Below are 25,172 nucleotides of genomic sequence, written 5' to 3'. Positions count from 1 at the left end.
CCCCGCACCTTCGGTTAGGACTATAGCGCGACAATGTCTCAGATTATCTACAAGATCGCGCCCGAGGCGCTTTGGCGCGAAGCCGAGAGGAAGGGGCGCTTCACCGGTGCGCCGATCGACATCGCCGACGGCTTCATCCATTTCTCCACCGCCGGCCAGGTTCGCGAAACGGCGGCCAAGCACTTCGCCGAGCAGACGGACCTGCTGCTGATCGCGATCGACGCTGCAAGGCTGGGTAATGCGCTGAAATACGAGGTCTCGCGCGGCGGCGCCCTGTTCCCGCATCTCTACGCCGAGCTCGACCTTGATGCGGTTCTCTGGGTAAAGCCGTTGCCGCTCGGCGCCGGCGGCCACGAATTCCCGACGCTGGAGGGCGAATGAGCGTGCTCGACCGGATCGGCCAAAAGCTGCTTTTCTCCTTCGATCCGGAAACCGCGCATGGCCTGTCGATCGCGGCGCTGCGCTGCGGGCTGCCAGTCGGCGCGACGGCGCCGCGGCGCCCGACGCATGACGCGCGGCTCAAGATCAGCCTTTGCGGCCTCGACTTTCCCAACCCGCTCGGCATGGCCGCCGGCTACGACAAGAACGCCGAAGTGCCGGACGCGCTGCTTGGGCTTGGCTTCGGCTTTGCCGAGGTCGGCACCATCACGCCGCTGCCGCAAGCCGGTAATCCGAAGCCGCGCATCTTCCGGCTGACGGCGGACGAGGCGGTGATCAACCGGCTGGGCTTCAACAATGAGGGACATGCGACCGCCGAAAAGCGCCTTGCCGCGCGCAAGGGGCGGCCAGGCATCGTCGGCGTCAACATCGGCGCCAACAAGGACAGCGCCGACCGCATCGCCGATTATGAGCGCGGCGTCGCCCGCTTCGCGCCCCATACGAGTTATCTGACCGTCAACATCTCCTCGCCCAACACGCCGGGCCTGCGCAACATGCAGGCGCGCGAGCAGCTCGGTGAGCTCTTGTCACGGGTGATGGCCGCCCGTGCCGCGGCCCCCGCGCAGCCGCCGATTTTCCTCAAGATCGCGCCGGACCTCGTCGAGGCGGAGCTCGAAGACATCGCCGCCGAGATCGCCGAGAAGAAGATCGACGGCGTCATCATCTCCAACACGACGCTTGCAAGGACAGGATTGCGAAGCGGCGGCGTGGCGAATGAAACCGGCGGCCTTTCGGGCAAGCCGCTGTTCGAGCGTTCCACCGCCGTGCTCGCCCGTATGCGCAAGCTGCTCGGCCCAAGCATTGTCCTCATCGGCGTCGGCGGGGTCGATTCCGCCGAGACGGCGCTGGAGAAGATCCGCGCCGGAGCCGACCTCGTCCAGCTTTACACCGGCATGATCTATGCCGGGCCGGCGCTGCCCGGGCGCATCGTCGCCGGCATGGCGCGGTTCATGGAACGCGAGCGGCTTGGGTCGATCAGGGACCTGCGCGACTCGGCTTGCGAGCGCTGGGCTTCAAAACCGATCAGCTGAAAGCTGTCTTCATCCTGAGCCTGAGCACCGTCAGCAGGCTCAAGCCGCGCACCAGCAGGAAAACATGCAGCGATGCCCAAAGGCCGCTGTTGCCGAAGGCCGGCGCCAGGGTGATGAGCGCAGCGCTGAAGATGAGGAACGACAACAACATCATGTTACGCATGTCGCGTGACCAGGTGGCGCCGATGAAGACACCGTCCATCTGGAAGGCCAGCACGCCGCTCAGCGCCGTGAAGGCGGCCCAGGGCAGATAGGTGTCGGCGACCGCGCGAACCTCCGGAGACGTCGTCACCAACGCCACCAGACTGGCGCCGGCGGTCAGCAGGGTGAGCGTGGCGATACCGGCGAGGCCAAAGCCCCAGATCAGCGTCAGCCGTACCGCCTGCCTGAACGGGGCAGGCGCATGCGCGCCGATGGCGCGGCCGGCGAGCTGCTCGGCGGCGGTGGCGAAGCCGTCGAGGAAATAGCCGGCGATGAGGAAGAAATTCATCAGCACGGCGTTGGCGGCGAGCGTCACCGTGCCGAACTGCGCGCCCTGCCTGGTGAACAGCGCGAAGGCGGCAAGCAGCGAAAAGGAGCGGATCATGATGTCGCGGTTGAGCGACAGCATGCGCCGGTACGCCGGCAAATCGAGGATACGCCGGCGCGACGGCCGCTCCAGCTTGCGGAAACGGTTGAGCACGATGGCAAGGCCAAGCAGCATGGCCAGGAACTCGCCGGTGACGGTCGCCCAGGCGACGCCGGCAACGCCCCAGCCGAGCTCGAGGCCGAGCAGGAAGCAGAGCGCGATGTTGATACCGTTGAGCACCGCCTGCAGCATCAGCCCGAGCCCGCCTTCGCCTCGCCCCAGCACGTAGCCCAGTATGGCGTAGTTGATCAGCGAGAAGGGCGCGGCGAGCAGCCTGATGCGGATGTAGACCGACATCGCTTCGCTAACGCGCGGCTCGGCGCCCATGAACCATTGGCCGGCGACGGCAAAGAGCGGCGCAAGGACGGCAAGTATGACGCCGGCGACGACCGCGATCAGCACGGCGCGCCACAGCACTGCCTGCTCCTCCAGCGCATCGCCGCGCCCGAAGGCCTGGGCGACGAGGCCGGTGGTGCCGGAGCGCAGGAAGTTGAAGCTGGTGAAGACAACGTCGAAGACCAGCGATCCCGCCGCCAGGCCGCCAAGCAGGGCCGCGTCGCCGAATTGGCCGACCACCGCCGTGTCGACGATGCCGAGCAGCGGCGTCGTCAGATAGGCAAGCGTCATCGGCACGGCGATCGCCAGCACCGAGCGGTTGGTGACGACGAAAGACCTGGCGCTGGCTTGAGTCGCGTCCAAGGGATTGCTGCCTGTCCGATTGCGGCTTGATCGAGGACCCGATGTGCCCCAGTTTGCCGGCATCACGCAACCATATCCGCCGGGCTGCCAACCGAATTGCAAACCTGGCGCAGCCACCAATTCATGCCGCTGCAGATCGTCCATCACCCCGATTATGACGCAGGCTTCGCCGTCAACCATCGCTTTCCAATGAGCAAATATCCGCTGTTGATGGAGGCTTTGCGCTTACGCGGTCTAGCCGCGCCGGGCGCGCTTTCGATGCCGGAACCGGTACCGGCTGCACTGCTGAAGCTTGCGCACGCGGCCGACTATGTCGACCAGGTGATCGCCTGCCAGGTACCGGCGAAAATAGAGCGCGAGATCGGCTTTCCGATCGGTCCGCGCGTGTCATTGAGGGCGAAGCTCGCCACCGCGGGCACGGTGCTGGCTGCCAGGCTGGCGCTTAAACATGGCATTGCCTGCAACGCCGCCGGCGGCAGCCATCATGCCAGGCGTGCGCAAGGCGCCGGCTTCTGCACCTTCAACGATGTCGCCGTCGCCGCGCTGGCGCTGCTGGCCGAAGGCGCCGTCGAAAACATGTTGGTCGTCGATCTCGACGTGCACCAAGGCGACGGCACGGCCGACATTCTCAATGACGAGCGGCGTGCCTTCACCTTTTCCATCCATGGCGAGCGCAACTACCCGGTGCGCAAGATCGCCTCCGATCTCGACGTCGCCTTGCCGGACGGCACCGGCGACGATCCCTATCTCGAACAGCTCGCCGCCATCCTGCCGGAACTCTCCGGGCAAAGGCGCTGGGACATCGTCTTCTACAATGCGGGCGTGGATGTCCATGCCGAGGACAGGCTCGGCCGGCTGGCGCTCACCGACGACGGTATCGCCGCCCGCGAGGACATGGTCATCGGCCATTTTCGCAAGCAGGGCGTGCCGCTGTGCGGCGTCATCGGCGGCGGTTACTCGACGGACGTGCCGGCGCTGGCCGCTCGCCACGCTATCCTGTTCGAGGTGGCGTCGCGATATGCGTGAGGCCGCGCCGAGCTATTTCCTGTAGCTGGCGATCCTGAGCAGGATGAACACCGGCACGACGATCGCGGCGCCGAGCAGGATGTAGCCCAGGAAGCGGTCGATGGCGTGGAAGCCAAGATTCCACAAATCGACGAAGAACTGGCGGATACCGTAAAAGACATCCATCGGCGACCAGCCGAAGGCATGCATGACGAGGCCGACGAGGAAGGAGACCACGAGCAGCTTCAGGAACACCCTGAGCGGCGTGTCGCCAAGAAAGCGCGTCAGTGCGGACAAGGCCATTCTCCGGTTCGAGCTGCCCGATTCGGCGGCGCGATATCAGAGATACGCATTCCGCGGAAAGGCATCAAGCAATGGAGCCGCGGTTCCGCTTTGCCGATTGCTTGACGCCCTGCCATCATGATAACGAGGTGGCCGACGCGGGTATGATGTAATGGTAGCTTGTCAGCTTCCCAAGCTGAACGCGCGGGTTCGATTCCCGCTACCCGCTCCAGCCTGCAACGAAAGGGTTTGAGGGAGGCCTTACCAAGGGGCCAAATTGCGCGTCCGATTCAGGTCGGCTGCCGGCGATCGCGGGGCGGAATTATATCGGGTCGACCCTCAGGCCGGGCAGTTTGCGCGAGGGTGAATTCGGCTGTTTGTAAAGCGAGCGTTGGGGTCTTGCACACCCATGCAAGACCCCAGTCAGCGATTCACCCGGCAGCCCGGATACATGGTCGCTATCGACCTAGATGATCATGCTCTAGAGCCGGAAGCCGATCCAGACGCGGCGGCGCCAGCAGCGGACATGACGCCGGCCATGGCGCCAGTAGCGCCGGCAGACCCTTCTCCAAACGTGGCGCCGGCGGCGGCGGTAGTACCGATCACGGTAATACCGACGGCGGTAGTACTGGGCTGGCTGCAGCAGATCGGCCTGGTCATCCTCCTCGTAGATGGCCGGATCCGGCTTATCCAATTCATCCAGAATTCCGTTGCCGGCGGGAATACCGGCAACGGCCTTGCTGGGACCGGCCAGGCTTGCAAGCGCTGCCGCCCCCGCAACGCCAAGCATTCCGGTGAGAAACAACCGACGTTCCATAAAAACCTCCCGAGCTGTTGGGCACGGCAGCCCTTCCTCACCCGCAACGGGCTCCAGGGAGCGACCGATCGGTTTGAACGTGCAAGTAGCTTTCTCGTTCCATTAGCCCACCTCGCGCAAAATGAAGTCGTGCAGCATCTTGGCGGCGGGCGAGAGCGCGCGGTTCCTGACCGTGATCAGGCTGTAAGGCCGGACCTCGATGTCGAACTCGGTCTGCACGACATCGATGGCGCCGGCCAGCCCATCGCCGCCCTGGATGAACTTGGCGACCTGGATCGAGACCGGCGCGATGGCGTCGGACTGCGCCACCATCACCAAGGTGAGCAGCAGCGAAGAGGTGTTGAGGATGCGGTCGGGCAGCGGAATGTCGCGGTTCAAAAAGTTGCTTTCCATCGCCTGGCGCAATGGCGAGCCCCCGGACTGGAACACCCAGTCATAGGCCGCGGTGTCTTCCAGCCGCACCATCTTGCCGCTCGCCAGCGGGTGGCCGCGGCGCACGATGAGGCAGGCCTTCTCGACGCCGATGACGCGCGATTCGAAGAGCCGCGGATTGAGATCGTCCGGGATGCGGGCGATGATGAAGTCGTGGCGCGAGGCGATCAGTTCGCGGGCCAGCACGTTCGAGGTCTCGACCTGCATGGTGATCTCGATGCGCGGATAGATGCGGCGGATCTCACGGATCGCCGGCACGGCCAGCTCGATCGCCGGCGCCGTGACCGCGCCGAGGAATACGGAGCCGCCCTTGCCGGCCTTGAGCTCGGAAATCTCACGATCGGCCTCCCGCATCTCCAGCAGGATGGAGCGGGCGCGCCGGGCGAGCGCCTGGCCGTAAGGAGTCAACGTCACGCCGCGCGGCAGCCGCTCGCACAACTTCACGTCGAGCACCGCTTCCATCTCGGCGATCATGCGCGAGGCGGCCGGCTGGGAGATGTTCATGACCTGGGCGGCGGCGCTCACCCGCCCGTGATCGTCCAAGGCGGCAATCATGCGCATGTGGCGGAGACTGAGGCCGCTGCGCAGCAACGTCTCGCCATCTCCCGGCAATTTCTCGTAACCACCTGAAATCGCATCGGGATCGCGCAACGCCGCCATGATTTTCGGTCTCCTGTGCGAGTTTCTATCGATCGCTTAAGCCATACCAGTATCGATATAGCAACCAGCAAAGATCGCATTTGACAGTTATGTCAAAGCGACCCACCCTCCGCGCGTTCCGATGCGCAGGGGTCGGCGACGAGCGAAATCGTATCGATTGAAACTGCGCCGCGGGGCCGATTGGGAGGATACCGGAGATCGATAAAGCCGACAGTGGCGCGCCAGCGCACCTGTTCGACTGCGCGGCCCGCGAAGCCCCGAGGTGTCGCGTCCATCAACCAGGGAGAGTAATCGTGAAGATCATCAAGACGCTGGCCGCCATCGCGGCCCTTGGCATTGCCGCCACGACCTATTCGGCGCACGCCGCCGACAAGGGTCTCGTCGGCGTGCTGATGCCGACCAAGACCTCGCAGCGCTGGATCAATGACGGCGACGCCGTCAAGTCCCAGCTCGAAGCGCTCGGCTACACCGTCGACCTGCAATATGCGCAGGACGACATCCCGAACCAGCTCAGCCAGCTGGAAAACGAAATCACCAAAGGCCCGAAGGCGCTGATCATCGCTTCGATCGACGGCACCACCATGGCCGACGCGCTGCAGAAGGCCAATGATGCCGGCGTCGTCACCATCGCCTATGACCGCCTGATCAAGAAGACCCCGAATGTCGACTACTACACCACCTTCGACAATTTCGGCGTCGGCGTGATCCAGGCGAACTCGCTGGTCAAGGGCCTCAAGGAGCGCTTCCCGAACACCAAGCCGTGGAACGTGGAGCTGTTCGGCGGCTCGCCGGACGACAACAACGCCTTCTTCTTCTACAACGGCGCCATGTCCGTCCTGCAGCCGCTGATCGACGACGGCTCGATCAAGATCAAGTCCGGCCAGATGGGCATGGACAAGGTCGGCACCCTGCGTTGGCTTGCCGCCACCGCCCAGGCGCGCATGGACAACCTGCTCTCGGCCAACTACTCGGACGGCAGCCGCGTCGACGGCGTTCTGTCTCCCTATGACGGCCTGTCGCGCGGCATCACCGCCTCGCTGCGCGCCGTCGGCTACGGCACGGAAGCCCAGCCTTGGCCGATCGTGACCGGCCAGGACGCCGAGACCGCCTCGGTCAAGCTGATCATCTCGGGCGAGCAGTACTCGACCGTGTTCAAGGACACCCGCGAGCTGGCCAAGGCCACCGTGCAGCTGGTCGACAAGGTGCTCTCCGGCGGCAAGCCGGACGGCCTCGACACCAAGACCTACAATAACGACGTCAAGGTTGTTCCCTCGATCCTGTTGACGCCGCATGAGGTCGACAAGTCGAACTACAAGGAACTGGTCGTCGACTCCGGCTACATCAAGGCTGAAGAGCTGAAGTAATCCGGTCTCAAAGGAAGGGGTCCTGCGCGACTGCAGGGCCCCTTTTCGTTCGCAAGCGACCCCGGTATTGTTTTTGCCGGCTACCGCAGCGCCATATGCCGCCAAGGCATGAGCGAAACTGTGGCATGTTGATTTCGCGCAAGACGCTTTCCGCGAGTGGAAGGCCTGCGCCAGGGAGCAGATCCTGATGGCCTCGACGATTTTGGAGATGCGCGACATCACCAAGACGTTCCCCGGCGTGAAGGCGTTGTCGAACGTCAATCTCAGCGTCGAGGAAGGTGAGATCCACGCCGTCGTCGGCGAGAACGGCGCCGGCAAGTCGACACTGATGAAGGTGCTGTCGGGCGTCTATCCATCCGGCACCTATGAGGGCCAGATCATCTTCCGCGGCCAGGAATGCAATTTCAAAGGCATTCACGACAGCGAGCATATCGGCATCGTCATCATCCACCAGGAGCTTGCCCTGGTGCCGATGCTGTCGATCACGGAAAACATCTTCCTTGGCAACGAGCACGCCACCTACGGCGTCATCGACTGGGACGCCAACGAGACGCGTACCGGCGCCCTTCTCAAGAAGGTCGGGCTCAAGGAAGACCCCAAGACGCTCATCACCAATATCGGCGTCGGCAAGCAGCAGCTGGTCGAGATCGCCAAGGCGCTGAGCAAGGAAGTGAAGCTCCTTATCCTCGACGAGCCGACGGCCTCGCTCAGCGAGAAGGACAGCCAGGCGCTGCTCGACCTTCTGCTCGAGTTCAAGCGCCAGGGCATTACCTCGATCCTGATCTCGCACAAGCTCAACGAGGTGAACCGCGTCGCCGACAAGGTGACGGTGATCCGCGACGGGCGCACCATCGAGACCTTGCCGAGGAAGGACATCTCGGAAGACCGCATCATCACCTCGATGGTCGGCCGCTCGCTCGACGACCGCTACCCGCCGCGCGAGCCGAAGATCGGCGACGTCATCTTCGAGGTAAAGGACTGGTCGGTTTACCACCCGATCCATGCCGAGCGGCAGGTGATCAAGAACATCAACCTCAATGTGCGCAAGGGCGAGGTTGTCGGTATCGCCGGGCTGATGGGCGCCGGCCGGACCGAATTCGCGATGAGCCTTTTCGGACGCTCCTACGGCCGGCACATCACCGGAGAGGTGTCGCTGCACGGCAAGCCTATCGACCTCTCATCGGTGAGCAAGGCGGTGGCGAGCGGCATCGCCTATGTCACCGAAGACCGCAAGACCTACGGCCTCAACCTCATCGACCACATCAAGCACAACGTGACTTTGGCCAACCTCTCCGGCGTTTCCAGCCGCGGCGTCATCGACGACATGCGCGAGATGAGCGTCGCCAATGACTACCGCAAGAAGACCAACATCCGCGCCTCCAGCGTCTACCAGCTGACCGGCAACCTCTCGGGTGGCAACCAGCAGAAAGTCGTGCTGTCGAAATGGCTGTTCGCCGATCCGGAGGTTTTGATCCTCGACGAGCCGACCCGCGGCATTGACGTCGGCGCGAAGTACGAAATCTATACGATCATCGCGCGCCTTGCCGCCGAGGGCAAAGCGATCATCGTCATCTCGTCGGAAATGCCCGAACTGCTCGGTATCTCCGACCGTATCTATGTGATGAACGAAGGGCGTATAGTCGGCGAAATGGCTGCAAGCGACGCAAGCCAGGAAAAAATCATGCGCGCTATCGTTCGCGGAGAAGGAAAAGCATCATGAGCACAGAAAGCGCTCCCGCGCCGCAAAGCGGGCTCGCCGAGGACGTCAAGCAGCAGGGTCCGCGCGTCGCCGTCTCGGCGCTGACGACGAACCTGCGCGAATACGGCCTGATCATCGCGCTGATCGTCATCATGCTGTTCTTCCAATACACGACGTCGGGAACGCTGTTCAAACCGGTGAATCTCAGCAATCTGGTGCAGCAGAACTCGTTCATCATCGTGATGGCGCTTGGCATGCTGTTGGTGATCGTCGCCGGTTATATCGACCTCAGCGTCGGATCGGTCGCCGGCTTCATCGGCGCGCTGGCGGCGATGATGATGGTGATCTGGCCGCTTGGGATATTCTCGAATCCGCTGGTGGTCTCGATCGTGTGCCTGATCGTCGGGGCGCTCATCGGCGCTGCGCAAGGCTACTGGATCGCCTATCACAAGATACCGAGCTTCATCGTGACATTGGCGGGCATGCTGATCTTCCGCGGCATCTGCCAGGCGCTGCTCGGCGGTGGCTCCTCGGTCGGTCCGCTGCCGGACAGCTTCAAGGCGCTGAGTTCCGGCTTCATTCCGGACGTGATCGGCCCGCTGACGCTGATCCCGCCGACGGTCAATGCCGCCGGCAAGACGATCGTCGGCAGCGGACTGACGCTGCACATGACGACGGTCGTGCTCGGCCTCATCGCGGTGCTCGCCTATGCCTATTTCGGCTTCAGGACGCGGCGCAAGCGCGAGCGTCACGGCTATGAGGCGGAGCCCTTCCCGCTGTTCGTCGTCAAGACGCTGGTGGGCAGCGCGCTGGCGCTGTTCCTGGTCTTCCAGTTCGCCAGCTACAGGGGCCTGCCGGTCGTGCTGCTGGTGATGGGCGTGCTGATCTCGCTGTTCGTCTTCGTCACCAAGCGCATGACCATCGGCCGCCGGATCTACGCCATGGGCGGCAACGCCAAGGCCGCGCAGCTTTCGGGCATCAACACCGAAAGGCTGACCCTGCTGGTCTTCATCAATATGGGCGTGCTCTCGGCGCTGGGCGGCCTGATCATCGCGGCGCGCCTCGGCCAGGCCGTGCCGGCTGCCGGTCTCGGCAGCGAGCTCGACGTCATCGCGGCCGTCTTCATCGGCGGCGCCTCGGCAATGGGCGGCGTCGGACAGGTGATCGGTGCCGTCGTCGGCGGCTTCATCATGGGCGTGATGAACAACGGCATGTCGATCATGGGCGTCAATGTCGACTGGCAGCAGGTGGTGAAAGGCCTGGTGCTGCTCGGCGCCGTCATCTTCGACGTCTACAACAAGAACAAGGCCTGAAGACCTGACTTAAGGAGGCATACGGGTTTCAGATCGCGAAGCTGCCGGCAACCCGTCGGCGCCAAGAAGTCCAGGCAAGGACCGGGCTCGCGAGCGCAATCCGGACGAAGAATTTCAACCGTGGCACGGATTTCTCCGCGCCGCGCCGATCAAGGTTTGCCCGCGGGCAGCCAGGCAAGATGAGAGAGGGTTCAAACATGCTGATCTCCCAGATCCTCGACGACGCCGAGACGATCCGCGTCGTCGCCCGCAATGGCGGCGGCAAGACCAGGGTCATCAACGGCGCGCGCAGCGTCTATTCGCTGGCGATGGAGGCCGCGCGGACAGGCACGGGCCTCGAGGCATTGATCGAGCGCAAGGGCTATGGCGAGACGGTCGATCTCGATGCCGCCTATAAGAGGGGCAGGCTGGTCTCGCCGATCAACCATCCGGACCCGGCGCATCTGCACCTCACCGGCACGGGGCTGACGCATCTCGGTTCCGCGGCGACGCGCGATTCCATGCACAAGAAGCTCAGCGAGGGCGGCGAGGCGGAACTCACCGATTCCATGAAGATGTTCCGCATGGGCCTCGAAGGCGGCAAGCCGGCCAAGGGACAGGTCGGCGTGCAGCCGGAATGGTTCTACAAGGGCAACGGCACGATGGCGGTGGCCCCCGGCGCGCCGCTGATGTCGCCGGCCTTCGCGCAGGATGGCGGCGAGGAGCCGGAGATCGCCGGCATCTATGTCATCGGCGATGACGGCGCGCCGTTCCGCGTCGGCTTCACGCTGTCGAACGAGTTCTCCGACCACGTCACCGAACGGGTGAACTATCTGTTCCTCGCCCATTCCAAGCTGCGCAACGCTTCGTTTGGCCCCGAAATCCTGATCGGCGAGCTGCCCGCCGATATCCGTGGCGCATCGCGCATCTGGCGCGACGGCAAGCTGCTCTGGGAAAAGCCGTTCCTGTCGGGCGAAGCGAACATGTCGCACACCATCGCCAATCTCGAGCACCACCATTTCAAATATTCGGCCTTCCGCCAGCCGGGTGACGTGCATGTGCATATGTTCGGCACCGCGACGCTCTCCTTCGCCGATGGCATCAGGACCGAGGCCGGCGATATGTTCGAGATCGAGGCGCCGGATTTCGGCCTGCCGCTGCGCAATCCGCTGGAGATCGAGAAGCCGGTCAAGGTGGCGGTAAAGGCGCTGTAGCGCCGATCTCCCGGTGGCTGGCAGGCCAGAGGGGCGCGAAGGAAGCTGCCTCTTCCACTTCGTCATTCTAGGGCGGAGCAAGGAGCGAAGCGACGCGCGCAGACCCTAGAATGACTGCCGTGACATTGGGCGTAGACTGCTGCCGTCCAGAATAACCGTTGGCGCAGCGCCAGCTAAGATCGCAACATGACAGGCTATGTTTACATGACCGCGAGCCAGAAGGTGGCACGCTATTTCGGTGTCGCCAATGACCTTACCCACCGCATGCCCGGGCACAAGACCGGCCAAGGCTCCAGAAGATCATCCTGAATGGTTCGAGTTCTCTCGCGGAATTGGCTGGTGAGCGTTCGGCACCGTGGCGGCGCTCAGGCGTCACGGCATGGATTCTAGGGTCTGCGCGCGTCGCTTCGCTCCTTGCTCCGCCCTAGAATGACGAAGAACAGATGGGACGGCGCGTCCCCTTCCGGACATCTCCCCACTTGGACCTCACCGCGCTGCCCGAAAATGCTTGGAGAGCTTCAGGCCCTGCGCCTGATAGTTCGAGCCGAGTTCGGTGCCGTAAAGCGCCTGCGGGCGTTTCAGCATATGCTCGTAGACGAGACGGCCGACGATCTGGCCGTGGTCGAGGATAAAAGGCACCTCGTGGCTGCGCACTTCAAGCACCGCGCGGCTACCGCTGCCGCCGGCGGCGGAGTGGCCGAAGCCCGGATCGAAGAAGCCGGCATAATGGACGCGGAACTCGCCGACCAGCGGATCGAAGGGTGTCATCTCGGCGGCATAGAGCGGCGGCACGTGCACAGCTTCTCGGCTGACCAAGATATAGAATTCGTCCGGATCGAGCACCAGTTCGCCGGCGCCGCTCTTGTAGATCGGCTCCCAGAAATCGACGACATCCTGGGCGGCGCGCTTGTCGACGTCGACCAGTCCGGTGTGGTGCTTGCCGCGGTAGCCGACAAGGCCGTCCTTGTCGCCGTCGAGATCGATGGAGAGCGCGATGCCGCCGCCTGAAATATTGGGCGGCTCGGTGGCGACCAGCATCTCGGCGCGGTGAAGGTCGCGCAGCTCATTCTCCGAGAGCACCGCGTTGCCGGTGCGGAAGCGGATCTGCGACAGCCGCGAGCCGGCGCGCACGACGATCGGGAAGGTGCGCGGGCTGACCTCGAGATAGAGCGGCCCGCGGTAGCCGGCGGCAATCTTGTCGAACTCATGGCCGCGATCGGTCATGACGCGCGTGAAGATGTCGAGACGGCCGGTCGAGCTCTTCGGATTGGCCGAGGCCGACACGCTCGAAGGCAGCGCCAGGCTCTCGAGCAGCGGCACGATATAGACGCAGCCGGTTTCCAGCACCGCGCCCTCTGCAAGGCTGATCTCGTGCAGCTTCAGCCGCTCGAGCTTGTCGACGACCCGATGATCCGGACCCGGCAGGAACGAGGCACGCACGCGAAACGCCTTGTCGCCGAGCCTTAGATCGAGGCTGGCCGGCTGGATCTGGTCGGCGTCCAGCGCGCGCGGCGACTTCAGCGCCTTCGCCTCGAACAGCGCTGCGATGTCCTGATCCGGAAGAATGCCTGTTTGCCGCAAAGGCTGGCTCCGTTCACAAGGCCGGGCGAGGATCTAAGCAGACTCTTGCCGCCGGGCTGGTACAAACCTCTTAATGAAGCCGGCAATTGACGCAAGCGCGGCGCGGGTCTAAAGGGTCGTTATCCCGTGGTGATTTGGCCGGTCGGCTTGCAGCCACGTTAAACAAGTCGCTAAAGGACCGTCGAGCCGCAAGGCTATATGGACCGGTTGCGACTTCGCGGCCGGTTTTTTTGTGTCTGAAAGCAGGGCTATGAGCACCAAGAAGCGCAACTGGAAACCTCAGACGGCACTCGTGCATGGCGGAACGTTGCGTTCCGGTTTCGGCGAGACATCCGAGGCGATGTATCTCACCCAAGGCTATGTCTACGAGACGGCGCAAGCGGCGGAAGCCCGCTTCAAGGGCGAAGAGCCGGGCTTCATCTATTCGCGCTACGCCAACCCGACCGTCGACATGTTCGAAAAGCGCATGTGCGCGCTGGAAGGCGCCGAGGACGCCCGCGCCACCGCTTCCGGCATGGCCGCAGTAACCGCCGCGCTGCTCTGCAGCGCCAAGGCCGGAGATCATATCGTCGCGGCGCGCGCCCTGTTCGGCTCCTGCCGCTGGGTGGTCGAGACGCTGGCGCCGCGCTACGGCATCCAGGCGACGCTGGTCGACGGAACCGACATCGCCAATTGGGAAAAGGCGGTAAGGCCGAACACCAAGCTGTTCTTCCTGGAAAGCCCGACCAACCCGACGCTGGAGGTGGTCGACATCGCCGCCGTCGCCAGGCTCGCCAATTCGATCGGCGCCAGGCTGATCGTCGACAATGTCTTCGCCACGCCGCTGCAGCAGAAGCCCTTGCTGCTCGGCGCCCATATCGTCGTCTATTCGGCGACCAAGCATATAGACGGCCAGGGCCGCTGCCTGGGCGGCGTCATCCTGTCTGACAAGAAGTGGATCGACGAGAACCTGCACGACTATTTCCGCCACACCGGCCCGAGCCTGTCGCCCTTCAACGCCTGGACGCTGCTCAAAGGCCTGGAGACGCTGCCGCTACGCGTGCGCCAGCAGACGGAGAGCGCCGGCAAGATCGCCGATTTCCTGGCCGAGCGGCCGGAGATCGCCCGCGTCATCTATCCGGGCCGCGCCGATCATCCGCAAGCGGATATCGTCCAGAAGCAGATGTCGGGAGGCTCGACGCTGATCTGCCTCGACGTCAAAGGCGGCAAGCAGGCGGCCTTTGCCTTCCAGAACGCGCTCGACATCGTGCTGATCTCGAACAATCTCGGTGACGCCAAGAGCCTGATCACCCATCCGGCGACGACGACGCACAAGAACCTGAGCGACGAGGCCCGCGCCGAGCTCGGCATCGGGCCAGGCACGCTGAGGCTCTCCGTTGGCCTGGAGGACAGCGACGATCTGCTGGAAGACGTGGAACAGGCGCTGAAGGCAGCAAAATAGAAGGCTGAGAACGCCGCGGCCCGAGCCTTCCAGAGCCGCAATTCCGGACGGAAAACCGTTTCACACTTTTCCTGGAATTGCTCTAGGCGAGCTCCTCCAGCTCGGTCATCGCCTTGGTGCGGATGATCATGGCGTTGCCGCGCCATTCGACGGCGCCGCCGAACCAGGCGCGCGCCCAGATGGCCGGCAACAGGGCATCGCGCACGATCATCGCGATGATGCTGCGCGGCGACAAATACCAGCCCTTCGCAAAGGCCAGCAGCCATTCCGGCAGGTAGGCGATCGCCAGCACGCCCAAGGCCGTCGTGGGCAGGCTGACGCCGGCGCTTGCCGCTGCAATCAGCGCCAGCAGCAGCGGCACCGCAGCGCCAGTCAGGATCTCCGGCGCGAAGAACAGTGGGAAGGTAACCCGCCGCAGCCGCGCCCAGCGCGTCTGGCGCGACCAGATCTCGGCGAGCCTGCGCTGGCCGAGCGGCTGCTCGAACGGCGAGGCGACGAGGTTGACGTTGAGCCCCAGGCCGTTGACCAGCTTGGTGGCCGCCGCGTCCTCGGCGATCTCGGCGGCCAAAGCCTGGATGCCGCCATTGGCATCGAGCATCGGCTTGTTCCACAGCATGCTCTTGCCCTGGGCGAAGCCAAGGCCAAGCGCCTCGCCGGCATACTGCCAGCGCGCCTGCAGCGTGTTGAGGAAGGCGCATTCGACTTCGGCCCAAAACCCGTCCGGCCGCGAGCCGATCGGCGTCGAGCAGACGAGGCCGGTATCCGGCCGCCATGCCGCCATCAGGTGCTGGACATAGTCTCTCGGCATCAGCACGTTGGAATCGGCGAGGATCACCCAATCGTGCCGCGCCGCCTGCCAGCCCTTGACGCAGTTGTTGAGCTTGGGATTGGCGCTGACCCGATCGTCGCCGATCAGCAGCCGCGCGGGAATTTTGGGGTGGCGTGCGATGGCCGCATCGATCAGCTTGACCACCGGGTCTTCGGCATGCGCGACGCAGAAGATCAGCTCATAGCGCGGCCAATCGAGAGAGAAGGCGCGCTGCAAGGTCTCCGGCGTGAACGGCTCGACGCCACGCGACGGCACGATGATGGAGACCGGCGGCCGCGCGCTGGAGGGCGGCGCGATGACATGCCGCCGCTTCAGCCGCGACGAGGCGAGCAGGATGCTGGCGAGATTGAAGGAAAGAAGCGCTGACGAAGCCAGGCCGGCTGCGATAGTCAGTTCCATCGAGATCTGGTCACCCCCGATAGAGAGTTTCACCGTTTCACGCAAACGGCGACCCACTCCATCTCCTTGTTTTCACGCAATTCCGGACGGAAGGCTACGGCGAAGGCGCCGAGCCTAACCGCTCGCGCCTTCCTGGAATTGCTTTAGGCCGCACGCGGCCGTTTCAACTGTTACAGAGCGCCCGAGTCGCCCGGCACGGTTTGTGCACACCAACATTGTGATGTGTCACCTAAATGACATTGTTTTTCGGCACCTGCACTTACAAGGCTGGCAGGATGGTCGACGCTGCGTCTATCAAGAGCGGAGCGTGACATATTTTCCGCGGCGGCAACCGGAGTGGCCCATGTATCGCGCAGTGACGCGCAACATCGAAGTGCTGGTCAGGCCCTTCTATCTGGAGGACCGCTCCGATCCGTCCGAGAACCGCTATGTCTGGGGCTATCAGGTGACGATCGACAACCGCTCCGACGAGTTCGTGCAGCTTGTGTCGCGCTACTGGCACATCACCGACGGCCAGGGCCGGGTCGAGGAGGTGCGCGGCGCCGGCGTCGTCGGCGACCAGCCGGAACTCAATCCCGGCGACAGTTACCAGTACACCTCGGGCTGCCCGCTCTCGACGCCGTCAGGCATCATGGTCGGCCACTACACGATGCGCAACGGCCGCGGCGAGACGTTCGATATCGCCATTCCGGCTTTCTCGCTCGATATGCCGGGGACAAGGCGCACGGTAAATTAGACGTCGGCGACAGCCTCTTTCTCCCCGTTTCACGGGGAGAAGGAAGAGGGCTCACTTCGCGAATTCAGCCGGGTCGAAGTCGTATTGGGTCGAGCAGAACTCGCAGGCGACATGGATGCCGCCCTCCTCGGTCGATTCCTTGATCTCCTCAGCCGAAAAGCCTTCGAGAATGCCGCGGATCTTGTCGCGCGAGCAGGAGCACTGGTCGGCGACAGGGACGCCGCGGAAAACGCGCACGCCATGTTCGTGGAACAACCGGTAGAGCAACCGCTCGGCGCCCACTGTCGGGTCGATCAACTCGGTCGGCTCGATCGTGCCGAGCAGCGCCAGCAACTCCTGCCAGGAATTGTCGGCCGGCTGGTCCGCAACGTCACGCGGATCGCCGTCGCCGCCGGAAATATCGGGAACGCGCATGCGCTCCGGCGATTGCGGCAGGAATTGCGCCAGGATGCCGCCGGCGCGCCATTGCTCGCGCGCGCCGGCCGGACCGGGCGTGACCAGCTTGGCGACCGACATCTTAATATCGGTCGGGATCTGCTCCGACTGCCGGAAATAGGTGCGCGCGGCGTCCTCGAGCGAGGTGCCGTCGAGCTGGACGATGCCCTGGTAGCGCTGCGTATGCGCGCCCTGGTCGATCGTCAAGGCCAAGACGCCGTCACCGAGCAGCGTCTGCTGCGAGGTCTCGCCGGCGGCGGTCAGCGCCTGCAGCCGGTCGGCATCGAAGCGCGCATAGGCGCGCAGCGCATGCGGCGTGGTGAAATCGGCCACCAGCATGTCGACCGGACCGTCGGTGCGGGTCTGCAGGATGAACTTGCCTTCGAACTTCAGCGAAGTGCCGAGCAGCACGGTGAGCACGCAGGCTTCCGCCAGCAGGCGGGCGACCGGCTCAGGATAATCGTGGCGGCTCAAAATGGCGTCGAGCATCGGCCCGAGCTGCACGGTGCGGCCGCGCACATCGAGCGGCGCGACCTCATAAGGCACGACATGATCGTCGCCGGCGAAGCCGAATTCACCGAGTTGGGGTTTATGCTCAGCCAAGGTCTGGGTTTCCAACATGACAATACTCCGGGGCGCAGCCATGCCGCCCGGTGAGCCGCATGCGTCGAAGCGCGTTCGATTTACGTGATGGCCCGCAAATAGGCATCACATGTCCCCAGATCAAGTTGAGCCCGATCGGGCCGGAAGCGGTCAGGTCCAGCCCTTCTCACGCGCCCAGACACCAGGCCAGCACCGCCTTCTGGGCGTGCAGCCGGTTCTCGGCCTCGTCGAAGACCACCGAATGCGGCCCGTCGATCACCTCGTCGGTGACCTCCTCGCCGCGATGCGCCGGCAGGCAGTGCATGAACAATGCATCGGGCTTGGCTTTTGCCATCAGCGACGCATTGACCTGATAGGGCAGGAAGACGTTGTGGCCGCGGGCGCGATGCTCCTGGCCCATGGAGACCCAGCTGTCGGTGACGACGCAGTCGGCCTGGTCGACGGCTTCCTCGGCGGACCTGGAAAACCGGACCTTGCCGCCATTGGCTTTCGACCAGTCGACATATTTCTCGAAAGGCTCGCTGCCTTCCGGCACCGCGACATTGAGGTTGAAGCTAAACCGCGCCGAGGCCTCCAGGAGCGAATGCAGCACATTGTTGCCGTCGCCGGTCCAGGCGAAGGTCTTGCCGGACACCGGACCGCGATGCTCCTCAAAGGTCATGATGTCGGCCATGAGCTGGCAGGGATGCGTGTCGTCGGTCAACCCGTTGATCACCGGAACGGTGGCGTTCTCGGTGAGCTCCAGCAGCCGGTCGTGCGAGGTGGTGCGGATCATGATGGCGTCGACATAGCGCGACAGCACTTTCGCCGTGTCGGCGATCGTCTCCGAACGGCCGAGCTGCATCTCGGTGCCGGTCAACATGATGGTCTCGCCGCCGAGCTGGCGCATGCCGACATCGAAGGACACGCGCGTGCGCGTCGACGGCTTGTCGAAGATCATGGCCAGCACCTTGCCATCGAGCGGTTTTGAATGCTCACCCGCCTTGAGCCTGGTCTTTCGCGCCACCGCATCGTCCAGCATGATGCGCAGGTCGCCCGCGGAAACGGCGGACAGATCGGTGAAGTGGCGAACACTCATCGGCAGGTTCCAGAAATTATTTGGCGGCTTCGGCGGCAATCGCGTCGGTCAGGCGCTTGGCGCCGCCGCGAATGCGCTCCAGCGCCTCGCCGATCTCCTCGTCGGTGACGGTGAGCGGCGGCAGGAGGCGGATGACGTTGTCGCCCGCCGGCACGGCAAGCAGGTGCTGATCGCGCAGCGCCATGTTCACCTTGGCATTGGGCATGGCGCATTTCAGGCCGAGCATAAGGCCGGTTCCCCTGATGCCCTCGATGACGTCGGGGAATTCATCGGCCACCGCCGCAAGGCCCTGCTTCAGAAGCAGCGCCTTGCGCTGCACGTCCTCGAGGAAGCCGTCGGCCAGCACCACGTCGAGCACGGCGTTGCCGACGGCCATCGCCAGCGGATTGCCGCCGAAGGTGGTGCCGTGCACGCCGGCCGTCATGCCGGTCGCCGCCTCGTCGGTGGCAAGGCAGGCACCCATCGGAAAGCCGCCGCCGATGCCCTTGGCGATCGCCATCAGATCGGGCGTGACGCCTGACCATTCATGCGCGAACAGCTTGCCGGTGCGGCCGATGCCGCACTGGACCTCGTCGAAGATCAAAAGCAGGCCGTGCTTGTCGCAGAGTTGCCGCAGCCGCTTCAGCGATTGCGTCGGCACCGGGCGTATGCCGCCCTCGCCTTGCACCGGCTCGATCAGGATCGCCGCGGTCTCCGGCGTGATCGCCTTTTCAGCGGCGTCGATGTCGTCGAAAGCCACCTGGTCGAAACCCTCGACCTTCGGGCCGAAGCCTTCGAGGTATTTGTACTGGCCGCCGGCGGCGATCGTCGCCAGCGTGCGGCCGTGAAAGGCACCCTCGAAGGTGATAATGCGGAAGCGCTCGGGATGGCCCTTGACGAATTGATAGCGCCTGGCCGTCTTGATGGCGCATTCCAGTGCCTCGGCACCGGAATTGGTGAAGAACACCTTGTCTGCAAAGGTCGCCTCAGTCAGCCGCTCGCCCAGCCGGCGCTGTTCCGGGATCTCATAGAGGTTGGAGACGTGCCACAGCTTGGCGGCCTGCCCGGTGAGCGCCGCGACCAGATGCGGATGGCCGTGGCCCAGCGAATTCACCGCGATGCCGCCGGCGAAGTCGAGATATCGCTCGCCCTTGTCGGTGACCAGCCAGGTCCCCTCCCCACGGTCGAACGCCAGGGGTGCGCGGGCAAAGGTCTCGTAAAGCGCCGAACCGCTCATTATATGCGTCTCCGGAACCGGAAATCAAAAAAGCCGCCAATGCGGCGGCCTTTGCGGCTTATCATGTTTTTCGGCCATGAAGTCAACGAAAACGTCACGCAGAAGCGCGTGGCAAGCCCCTGACGCCACGCCGGTTCATAAGTAGGCCGGCAAGTTGGGGAAAACCGAAAAAACCGAATCGTGTTGCCCTGGGGACTCTTGTCACCGAGTCAGCGCATAAGGTATTTGTAGTCGAGAAATAACTAGATTTCGTGCGGCGGACCTAATCACCCGGTATATGTGGTGTTGTTTGCCCGGCGAGAGCCGGGGGCGGGAAAGGATTCTGACTGCCGTACGCCTCAGCAGGAGCGCGGTCTCATGAACTGGACTGACGAGCGGGTCGAACTTCTCAGGAAATTGTGGTCGGAGGGTCTGAGCGCCAGCCAGATCGCCGCACAGCTCGGCGGGGTGAGCCGCAACGCCGTCATCGGCAAGGTGCATCGCCTGAAGCTGTCGGGCCGCGGCCGCGCAACGGCCGCTCCGGCGCGCCAGAAGAAGGCGACGCAAGGCGCCTCGATGCAGAAATCGGTGACCCGCGCCGCAAGTGCCACGCGTCACGTGACCACCACCATCGGCGCCACCGCGCTGCAGGTGCAGTTCGACGCCGAGCCGGTCGCGCGCCACTATATCCGGCCGGTCGAGAACGTGGTCGTGCCGATCTCGCGGCATCTGCAGCTCGTCGAGCTGACCGAACGCACCTGCAAATGGCCGAACGGCGATCCGCTGTCGGAAGACTTCAACTTCTGCGGCAACGACGCCGCCGAAACGGGGCCCTATTGCAAGTATCATTCCCGGGTGGCGTTCCAGCCGGCGGGCGAGCGGCGCAGGGCGCGCTGAGCGAATAGCGAATAGCGAATAGCGAATAGCGAATAGCGAATAGAATTGGATAGAGTTTCACGAAAAGGGCAACTTATTTCCCCTACTCGCTACTCCCTATTCGCTACTCGCTCCCTACTCCCCTACTCCCTCCCTTCACAGCCATCCATTCTTCTTGAACCGCCAGTACAGGAACGCGCAGATGAGCGCGATCGCCACCAGGACGGCCGGATAGCCGTATTCCATCTTCAGTTCCGGCATGTCGGAGAAGTTCATGCCGTAGATTCCGGCGAAGGCCGTGGGCACCGCCAGGATGGCCGCCCATGAGGCGAGCTTCTTGGATATTGCGGTTTCCTGGCTCTGCCCGACCAGCAGACTGGCTTCGAAGGCGAAGGCCAGAACCTCGCGCAGGGAGTCGATCTTTTCCTGCACGGTGCGGATGTGGTCGGTCACGTCGCGAAACAGCGGATGCATGGCGGCATGTATCTGCGGCAGGTCGGCGCTGGTCAGCCGACGGCAGACCTCGACCAGCGGCAGCGCCGCATTGCGCAGCCGCAGCAGATCGCGGCGCAGCATGTAAAGCCGCTCGATATCGGAACCGGTCATCGGCTTCAGAAGCACCTTGTCCTCGATCGCCTCGACCTCGTCCTCGATCTGCTCCAGCACCGGCATGTAGTTGTCGACGATGAAGTCGAGGATGGCGTAGAGGACGAAATCCTCGCCTTTGGCGAGCGAATGCGGGCAGCTCTCCCAGTGCTGGCGCACGGCGGCGTAAGAGGTCGACGGGCCGTGCCGGACGCTGACAATATAGCCGGCGCCGACGAACAGATGCGTCTCGCCGAAAGTGACACGGCCGTCGATCAATTGCGCGGTGCGGGCAACGATGAAGAGGGCGTCGCCATATTGCTCGATCTTCGGGCGCGCATGCGGATGCTCGGCATCCTCGATCGCCAAATCATGCAAGTGGAATTGCGCCTGCACCCGGAGCAGCAGGTTGCGATCGGGCTCGAGCAGGCCGATCCAGACGACATGGCCGGGTTTTGCCGCCCATTCGCCGGCCTGTTCGATGGCGATGTCGGCGATGCGCTTGCCGCCCGAATAGACGCTGGATGCAATGATGCCCGACGTTGGGGCCGGGGTCAGGTTTCGAACTTGTTCCATCGCAAACCTCCCGAGACTGCGACTGACAAAATCGCTGTCCCTGGAGGAGCTTATCCTAAATCAGGAAGCCATTCGAGAGGCGGCGGTTCACTTGGCCGGCACCGGGCCGGGAAGCACGACCTTGTCGGTCTTGTCGCCTTTCGGCCGGTCGGCTGGCATCTGGTCGCCCGTGACGATGTAATAGATCGTCTCGGCGATATTGGTCGCGTGGTCGCCGATGCGCTCGATGTTCTTGGCGCAGAACAGAAGATGCGTGCAGGGCGTGATGTTGCGCGGATCTTCCATCATGTAGGTCAAGAGCTCGCGGAACAGCGAAGTGTACATGGCGTCGATCTGGTCGTCCCGGTCGCGCACGAGGCCAATCCTCTCGACCGAGCGCGAGGCGTAGACGTCGAGCACTTCCTTGAGCTGCGTCAGCGCCAGATTGGCAAGCGCCTCGATACCGCGGAAAAGGCTATTCGGCTGGCGGCCGTCCACCGAGGCCACGCGCTTGGCGACGTTCTTGCCCAAGTCGCCGACACGCTCGATATCGGCCGAGATACGGATCGCGCCGACGATCTCGCGCAGATCCGTCGCCATCGGCTGGCGCCTGGCGATGATGATGATGGCCTTGTCGTCGATCTCGCGCTGTCCTTCGTCGAGGACGAGATCGTCCTGGATGACCTTCTGCGCGAGACCATGGTCGACATTCACCAGGGCCGCGACCGCCTGTTCGACCATGCGCTCGGCATGGCCGCCCATCGCGGCGATGCGCTTCGACAGGAATTTCAGCTCTTCATCATAGGCACTGGCGATATGAACGGACTGCATGGATATGCCTTCCCGGCTTGTGCCGGCTGGTGCGTTCCCTCAATCCGTCGCTGATACGTGAACCGCATGACAGAAAGAAGAAAATCCCGGTTGGTAACCGATATACGATCAGCGAGCCGGCAAATGAACCGTGAACGCCGCGCCCTTGCCGACTTCCGACTTGATGGACAATTTTGCGTTATGACGGGTCAATATATGCTTGACGATCGAAAGGCCAAGCCCGGTGCCTTTCTGGGCGCGGCTGTTTTCAACATCGACGCGGTAGAAGCGCTCGGTGATGCGCGGGATGTGCTCTTCGGCAATGCCCGGACCATAATCCCTTATCGTGACGTCGAAGCCCGGCTGCTGGCCATCCTCGCCGCCGGCGACCGATACGGTGACGCGCCCGCCTGACTGGCCGTATTTGCAGGCATTCTCGAGGAGATTCTCGAAGACCTGGAACAGCTCGTCGCGATCGCCGGGGACGACAAGCGGCGCGTTGGCGAACTCCCGCTCGATGACGACGCCGTTCTCACTGGCCAGCGGCCCCAGCGAATCGATGACGCTGTCGATCGTCTGGCGAAGATCGACTTCCGTGCCCGGTCCCAGATAGGGTTTCATCTCCAACCGCGACAGTGAGAGCAGATCGTCGATCAGGCGGGCCATCCGGCCGGTCTGGTTCTGCATGATCTGCAGGAACTGGTCGCGCGCCGCCGGATCGTTGCGGGCCGGCCCGCGCAGCGTCTCGATGAAGCCGGCGATCGAGGCAAGCGGCGTGCGCAGCTCATGGCTGGCATTGGCGATGAAGTCGGCGCGCATGCGATCGATGCGACGCGTCTCGCTTTGATCCTTGAACACCAGCACGTAAAGGCCTGTGGCATGACCGACCGTGGACGCGCTGACCCGATATGTGCGTTCCACCGGCAGCTTTTCGGTGTAGTCGACCGCATCGGAAGCGACTTCCCCGGCAAGGATGCCGTCGAGCAGCGCCTGCATTTCCGGGGCGCGGAACTTGAGCGACAGCGACATACCGGGCGCCAGTCCGCCAAAGGCGGCGAAGGCGGCAGCGTTGGCGTGAACGATGGTGGCGGAATGGTCGAAGATGATCAGCGGGTCGGCGACCGCGGCGGCCAGATATTCGCCGGAGAGCCTCTGCAGCCCGCTGGCCTCGATCGCTGCCCCCGCATCGGCCGGCTGGCGTTCGGCATCTGCCGGCAGCATCGCCGCGGCCGCCAGCGCGGCCAGGGCCAGCAGCAGCACATAGGCGGATGAGCCGGCGAAAAAATAAACGGCAAGGACCGCGAGAACGCCTGCGCCAAGCAGCCAGCGGTTGCGCGCCAGCCGCCCGGCCAAGGCTTGCCCCTTGTTGTCTTGTCCCGCGCCCGTCTCTGCCATAGGCCCGCGCCACCCCGCATCCCGTTCGACCGGTCAGCCGGCTCGCTGGACCGGCCTGACGCATGGGCCCCTGGAAATCAGGATCGATTTTCGCGAAGGTTCATGCGCAAGATCAAAATGCTGCAGCGTCTTTGCGCTGCACAGGCTCCATAGCATGAGTCCGCAAACTGGAAAGGTTCGTCCGGATGAAAAAAGCCAAGGAAACGGCCGAAGCGGTGCCGGCCACGGCGCCGATCAAGATCAAGATCGGCGGCAAGGAGCGCGAGTTCGACATCGACAATCCGGTGCTGCCCGACTGGATCGAGGACAACAAGCTTACCGCAGGCGGCTATCCTTACGACAAGAAGATGAAAAGCGAGGACTACGAAAAGGAGCTCGAGGAGCTGCAGATCGAACTGGTCAAGGCGCAGGCTTGGCTGCAAGCCACCGGCAAGCGGGTGATGGCGCTTTTCGAGGGTAGAGACGCGGCCGGCAAGGGAGGCACGATCTTCGTGCTGCGGCAATATATGAACCCGCGCACGGCCCGCAACGTCGCGCTGCCCAAGCCGACGCCGACCGAGGCGGGGCAATGGTATTATCAGCGCTATGTCGACCATTTCCCGACTTCGGGCGAATTCGTCACCTTCGACCGCTCCTGGTACAACCGCGCCGGCGTCGAGCCGGTCATGGGGTTCTGCACGCCGGAGCAGCATGAGAAATTCCTCGACGAGACGCCGCATTTCGAGCGGATGATCTGCAACGAAGGTATGCATTTCTTCAAATTCTGGCTGAATATCGGCCGCGAAACGCAGCTCGAACGGTTCCATGACCGCCGCTGGTCGCCGCTGAAGAACTGGAAGTTCTCGCCGATCGACATCGCCGGCGTCGGCAAGTGGGACGACTACACCAGGGCGCGCGACCAGATGATCGAGCGCACACATAAGGAGTTCTCGCCCTGGGTCGTCGTGCGGGCCAATGACAAGCGACGCGCCCGGCTCGCGGTGATCCAGCGTATCCTGCTTTCCCTGCCTTATGACGGAAGGGACCTCGACGCCGTCGGCAAGCCCGACAAGAAGATCATCGGCGAGGGGCCGGAATTCCTTAAAGACTAGTT

Annotated in this window: 24 protein-coding genes, 1 tRNA gene and 1 riboswitch; of the genes, 13 read left to right on the top strand and 12 right to left on the bottom strand. The window is 63.7% G+C overall.

The window, feature by feature from the left end; translation table 11 throughout:
• The first annotated feature begins 33 nt into the window (after positions 1 to 33).
• Complete coding sequence (locus LB538_RS14345) at positions 34 to 381, top strand: DUF952 domain-containing protein (RefSeq protein WP_224523457.1); 348 nt, start codon at positions 34 to 36, stop codon at positions 379 to 381.
• A complete protein-coding gene (locus LB538_RS14340) occupies positions 378 to 1,469 on the top strand; it encodes a quinone-dependent dihydroorotate dehydrogenase (protein WP_224523456.1) in 1,092 nt (363 codons plus the stop codon). Before LB538_RS14345 ends, LB538_RS14340 begins: the two co-directional genes overlap by 4 nt.
• On the opposite strand, the gene LB538_RS14335 is transcribed toward LB538_RS14340, so the two are convergent.
• Positions 1,462 to 2,796, bottom strand: coding sequence for an MATE family efflux transporter (locus LB538_RS14335; RefSeq protein WP_224523454.1), 1,335 nt, complete (start codon positions 2,794 to 2,796; stop codon positions 1,462 to 1,464). The two genes, LB538_RS14340 and LB538_RS14335, sit on opposite strands and share 8 nt — an antisense overlap.
• A gap of 123 nt (positions 2,797 to 2,919) precedes the next feature.
• Between LB538_RS14335 and LB538_RS14330 the strand changes: the two genes are divergently transcribed.
• Positions 2,920 to 3,822: a histone deacetylase gene (locus LB538_RS14330; RefSeq protein WP_224523453.1), complete on the top strand. Its 903-nt coding sequence runs from the start codon at positions 2,920 to 2,922 to the stop codon at positions 3,820 to 3,822.
• Between the two features lie 12 nt (positions 3,823 to 3,834).
• On the opposite strand, the gene LB538_RS14325 is transcribed toward LB538_RS14330, so the two are convergent.
• The gene (locus tag LB538_RS14325; protein ID WP_181166832.1) at positions 3,835 to 4,104 is read right to left on the bottom strand and encodes a DUF6460 domain-containing protein; all 270 of its coding nucleotides are present in this window, start codon (positions 4,102 to 4,104) and stop codon (positions 3,835 to 3,837) included.
• Between the two features lie 137 nt (positions 4,105 to 4,241).
• Here LB538_RS14325 and LB538_RS14320 point away from each other — a divergent pair.
• Positions 4,242 to 4,315, top strand: a tRNA-Gly gene (locus tag LB538_RS14320).
• Between the two features lie 249 nt (positions 4,316 to 4,564).
• Here LB538_RS14320 and LB538_RS14315 read toward each other — a convergent pair.
• Entirely contained in the window at positions 4,565 to 4,900 is a 336-nt protein-coding gene (locus LB538_RS14315; RefSeq protein ID WP_095765885.1) for a protamine-2 (modular protein), read from the bottom strand.
• Positions 4,901 to 5,002: 102 nt separating this feature from the next.
• Complete coding sequence (locus tag LB538_RS14310; RefSeq protein WP_224523451.1) at positions 5,003 to 5,992, bottom strand: LysR family transcriptional regulator; 990 nt, start codon at positions 5,990 to 5,992, stop codon at positions 5,003 to 5,005.
• Between the two features lie 293 nt (positions 5,993 to 6,285).
• On the opposite strand from LB538_RS14310, the gene chvE reads away from it, so the two are divergent.
• The 5 genes from chvE (at position 6,286) to LB538_RS29170 (ending at position 11,870) form a co-directional block, all read left to right on the top strand.
• Positions 6,286 to 7,356, top strand: coding sequence for a multiple monosaccharide ABC transporter substrate-binding protein (gene chvE / locus LB538_RS14305; protein WP_095765887.1), 1,071 nt, complete (start codon positions 6,286 to 6,288; stop codon positions 7,354 to 7,356).
• Between the two features lie 187 nt (positions 7,357 to 7,543).
• Positions 7,544 to 9,076: a multiple monosaccharide ABC transporter ATP-binding protein gene (gene mmsA / locus LB538_RS14300; protein ID WP_224523448.1), complete on the top strand. Its 1,533-nt coding sequence runs from the start codon at positions 7,544 to 7,546 to the stop codon at positions 9,074 to 9,076.
• Positions 9,073 to 10,368: a multiple monosaccharide ABC transporter permease gene (gene mmsB, locus LB538_RS14295; RefSeq protein ID WP_224523446.1), complete on the top strand. Its 1,296-nt coding sequence runs from the start codon at positions 9,073 to 9,075 to the stop codon at positions 10,366 to 10,368. Before mmsA ends, mmsB begins: the two co-directional genes overlap by 4 nt.
• Positions 10,369 to 10,565: 197 nt before the next feature.
• Entirely contained in the window at positions 10,566 to 11,561 is a 996-nt protein-coding gene (araD1, locus tag LB538_RS14290) for an AraD1 family protein (RefSeq protein ID WP_224523445.1), read from the top strand.
• A 186-nt stretch (positions 11,562 to 11,747) separates the two neighbouring features.
• A complete protein-coding gene (locus LB538_RS29170) occupies positions 11,748 to 11,870 on the top strand; it encodes a hypothetical protein (RefSeq protein WP_263481479.1) in 123 nt (40 codons plus the stop codon).
• 177 nt (positions 11,871 to 12,047) lie between these two features.
• Here LB538_RS29170 and LB538_RS14285 read toward each other — a convergent pair whose 3' ends face one another.
• A complete protein-coding gene (locus LB538_RS14285) occupies positions 12,048 to 13,142 on the bottom strand; it encodes a 2'-deoxycytidine 5'-triphosphate deaminase (RefSeq protein WP_224523443.1) in 1,095 nt (364 codons plus the stop codon).
• Between the two features lie 116 nt (positions 13,143 to 13,258).
• Positions 13,259 to 13,336: riboswitch (SAM riboswitch) on the top strand.
• Positions 13,337 to 13,392: 56 nt separating this feature from the next.
• On the opposite strand from LB538_RS14285, the gene LB538_RS14280 reads away from it, so the two are divergent.
• Positions 13,393 to 14,583 (top strand): O-succinylhomoserine sulfhydrylase, encoded by a 1,191-nt coding sequence (locus LB538_RS14280; RefSeq protein WP_224523440.1) that lies wholly within the window; start codon positions 13,393 to 13,395, stop codon positions 14,581 to 14,583.
• Positions 14,584 to 14,665: 82 nt separating this feature from the next.
• Here LB538_RS14280 and LB538_RS14275 read toward each other — a convergent pair whose 3' ends face one another.
• Complete coding sequence (locus LB538_RS14275) at positions 14,666 to 15,811, bottom strand: ceramide glucosyltransferase (RefSeq protein WP_224523438.1); 1,146 nt, start codon at positions 15,809 to 15,811, stop codon at positions 14,666 to 14,668.
• Between the two features lie 343 nt (positions 15,812 to 16,154).
• Between LB538_RS14275 and apaG the strand changes: the two genes are divergently transcribed.
• Positions 16,155 to 16,547, top strand: a complete 393-nt coding sequence (gene apaG, locus LB538_RS14270) for a Co2+/Mg2+ efflux protein ApaG (RefSeq protein ID WP_095765893.1) — start codon at positions 16,155 to 16,157, stop codon at positions 16,545 to 16,547.
• Positions 16,548 to 16,598: 51 nt separating this feature from the next.
• On the opposite strand, the gene LB538_RS14265 is transcribed toward apaG, so the two are convergent.
• The 3 genes from LB538_RS14265 to LB538_RS14255 form a co-directional block, all read right to left on the bottom strand.
• A complete protein-coding gene (locus LB538_RS14265; RefSeq protein ID WP_140845700.1) occupies positions 16,599 to 17,627 on the bottom strand; it encodes an Hsp33 family molecular chaperone in 1,029 nt (342 codons plus the stop codon).
• A 124-nt stretch (positions 17,628 to 17,751) separates the two neighbouring features.
• Positions 17,752 to 18,663 (bottom strand): ornithine carbamoyltransferase, encoded by a 912-nt coding sequence (argF, locus tag LB538_RS14260; protein ID WP_224523437.1) that lies wholly within the window; start codon positions 18,661 to 18,663, stop codon positions 17,752 to 17,754.
• A gap of 16 nt (positions 18,664 to 18,679) precedes the next feature.
• Positions 18,680 to 19,879 (bottom strand): aspartate aminotransferase family protein, encoded by a 1,200-nt coding sequence (locus tag LB538_RS14255; RefSeq protein WP_224523436.1) that lies wholly within the window; start codon positions 19,877 to 19,879, stop codon positions 18,680 to 18,682.
• A gap of 357 nt (positions 19,880 to 20,236) precedes the next feature.
• Between LB538_RS14255 and LB538_RS14250 the strand changes: the two genes are divergently transcribed.
• Positions 20,237 to 20,755: a GcrA family cell cycle regulator gene (locus tag LB538_RS14250; protein WP_095765897.1), complete on the top strand. Its 519-nt coding sequence runs from the start codon at positions 20,237 to 20,239 to the stop codon at positions 20,753 to 20,755.
• Positions 20,756 to 20,890: 135 nt separating this feature from the next.
• On the opposite strand, the gene LB538_RS14245 is transcribed toward LB538_RS14250, so the two are convergent.
• The 3 genes from LB538_RS14245 to LB538_RS14235 form a co-directional block, all read right to left on the bottom strand.
• Positions 20,891 to 21,895, bottom strand: coding sequence for a magnesium and cobalt transport protein CorA (locus tag LB538_RS14245; protein ID WP_140542054.1), 1,005 nt, complete (start codon positions 21,893 to 21,895; stop codon positions 20,891 to 20,893).
• A gap of 87 nt (positions 21,896 to 21,982) precedes the next feature.
• Complete coding sequence (gene phoU, locus LB538_RS14240; protein ID WP_095765899.1) at positions 21,983 to 22,705, bottom strand: phosphate signaling complex protein PhoU; 723 nt, start codon at positions 22,703 to 22,705, stop codon at positions 21,983 to 21,985.
• 108 nt (positions 22,706 to 22,813) lie between these two features.
• Positions 22,814 to 24,079 (bottom strand): ATP-binding protein, encoded by a 1,266-nt coding sequence (locus tag LB538_RS14235; protein ID WP_224523434.1) that lies wholly within the window; start codon positions 24,077 to 24,079, stop codon positions 22,814 to 22,816.
• A gap of 185 nt (positions 24,080 to 24,264) precedes the next feature.
• Here LB538_RS14235 and ppk2 point away from each other — a divergent pair, with 185 nt between their 5' ends.
• Positions 24,265 to 25,170 (top strand): polyphosphate kinase 2, encoded by a 906-nt coding sequence (ppk2, locus tag LB538_RS14230; protein WP_224512977.1) that lies wholly within the window; start codon positions 24,265 to 24,267, stop codon positions 25,168 to 25,170.
• Positions 25,171 to 25,172 lie beyond the last annotated feature (2 nt).

This window comes from Mesorhizobium sp. Ca11 (genome assembly GCF_020165275.1).
In the GTDB taxonomy this organism is placed as follows: Bacteria; Pseudomonadota; Alphaproteobacteria; order Rhizobiales; family Rhizobiaceae; genus Mesorhizobium.
The sequence above is the reverse complement of the archived record's forward strand: the minus strand, read 5'-3'. Positions and strand labels throughout refer to the sequence as shown.

What these genes read in the sequence shown, in the direction of transcription:
- apaG (WP_095765893.1), top strand. Translation starts at nt 16,155, where the DNA reads ATGTATCGCGCAGTGACGCGCAACATCGAAGTGCTGGTCAGGCCCTTC.
- araD1 (WP_224523445.1), top strand. Translation starts at nt 10,566, where the DNA reads ATGCTGATCTCCCAGATCCTCGACGACGCCGAGACGATCCGCGTCGTC.
- LB538_RS14235 (WP_224523434.1), bottom strand. Translation starts at nt 24,079, where the DNA reads ATGGCAGAGACGGGCGCGGGACAAGACAACAAGGGGCAAGCCTTGGCC.
- LB538_RS14245 (WP_140542054.1), bottom strand. Translation starts at nt 21,895, where the DNA reads ATGGAACAAGTTCGAAACCTGACCCCGGCCCCAACGTCGGGCATCATT.
- LB538_RS14255 (WP_224523436.1), bottom strand. Translation starts at nt 19,879, where the DNA reads ATGAGCGGTTCGGCGCTTTACGAGACCTTTGCCCGCGCACCCCTGGCG.
- LB538_RS14275 (WP_224523438.1), bottom strand. Translation starts at nt 15,811, where the DNA reads ATGGAACTGACTATCGCAGCCGGCCTGGCTTCGTCAGCGCTTCTTTCC.
- phoU (WP_095765899.1), bottom strand. Translation starts at nt 22,705, where the DNA reads ATGCAGTCCGTTCATATCGCCAGTGCCTATGATGAAGAGCTGAAATTC.
- LB538_RS14250 (WP_095765897.1), top strand. Translation starts at nt 20,237, where the DNA reads ATGAACTGGACTGACGAGCGGGTCGAACTTCTCAGGAAATTGTGGTCG.
- LB538_RS14315 (WP_095765885.1), bottom strand. Translation starts at nt 4,900, where the DNA reads ATGGAACGTCGGTTGTTTCTCACCGGAATGCTTGGCGTTGCGGGGGCG.
- ppk2 (WP_224512977.1), top strand. Translation starts at nt 24,265, where the DNA reads ATGAAAAAAGCCAAGGAAACGGCCGAAGCGGTGCCGGCCACGGCGCCG.
- LB538_RS14345 (WP_224523457.1), top strand. Translation starts at nt 34, where the DNA reads ATGTCTCAGATTATCTACAAGATCGCGCCCGAGGCGCTTTGGCGCGAA.
- LB538_RS14265 (WP_140845700.1), bottom strand. Translation starts at nt 17,627, where the DNA reads ATGGCTGCGCCCCGGAGTATTGTCATGTTGGAAACCCAGACCTTGGCT.
- mmsA (WP_224523448.1), top strand. Translation starts at nt 7,544, where the DNA reads ATGGCCTCGACGATTTTGGAGATGCGCGACATCACCAAGACGTTCCCC.
- LB538_RS29170 (WP_263481479.1), top strand. Translation starts at nt 11,748, where the DNA reads ATGACAGGCTATGTTTACATGACCGCGAGCCAGAAGGTGGCACGCTAT.
- argF (WP_224523437.1), bottom strand. Translation starts at nt 18,663, where the DNA reads ATGAGTGTTCGCCACTTCACCGATCTGTCCGCCGTTTCCGCGGGCGAC.
- LB538_RS14280 (WP_224523440.1), top strand. Translation starts at nt 13,393, where the DNA reads ATGAGCACCAAGAAGCGCAACTGGAAACCTCAGACGGCACTCGTGCAT.
- LB538_RS14325 (WP_181166832.1), bottom strand. Translation starts at nt 4,104, where the DNA reads ATGGCCTTGTCCGCACTGACGCGCTTTCTTGGCGACACGCCGCTCAGG.
- LB538_RS14340 (WP_224523456.1), top strand. Translation starts at nt 378, where the DNA reads ATGAGCGTGCTCGACCGGATCGGCCAAAAGCTGCTTTTCTCCTTCGAT.
- LB538_RS14330 (WP_224523453.1), top strand. Translation starts at nt 2,920, where the DNA reads ATGCCGCTGCAGATCGTCCATCACCCCGATTATGACGCAGGCTTCGCC.
- mmsB (WP_224523446.1), top strand. Translation starts at nt 9,073, where the DNA reads ATGAGCACAGAAAGCGCTCCCGCGCCGCAAAGCGGGCTCGCCGAGGAC.
- LB538_RS14310 (WP_224523451.1), bottom strand. Translation starts at nt 5,992, where the DNA reads ATGGCGGCGTTGCGCGATCCCGATGCGATTTCAGGTGGTTACGAGAAA.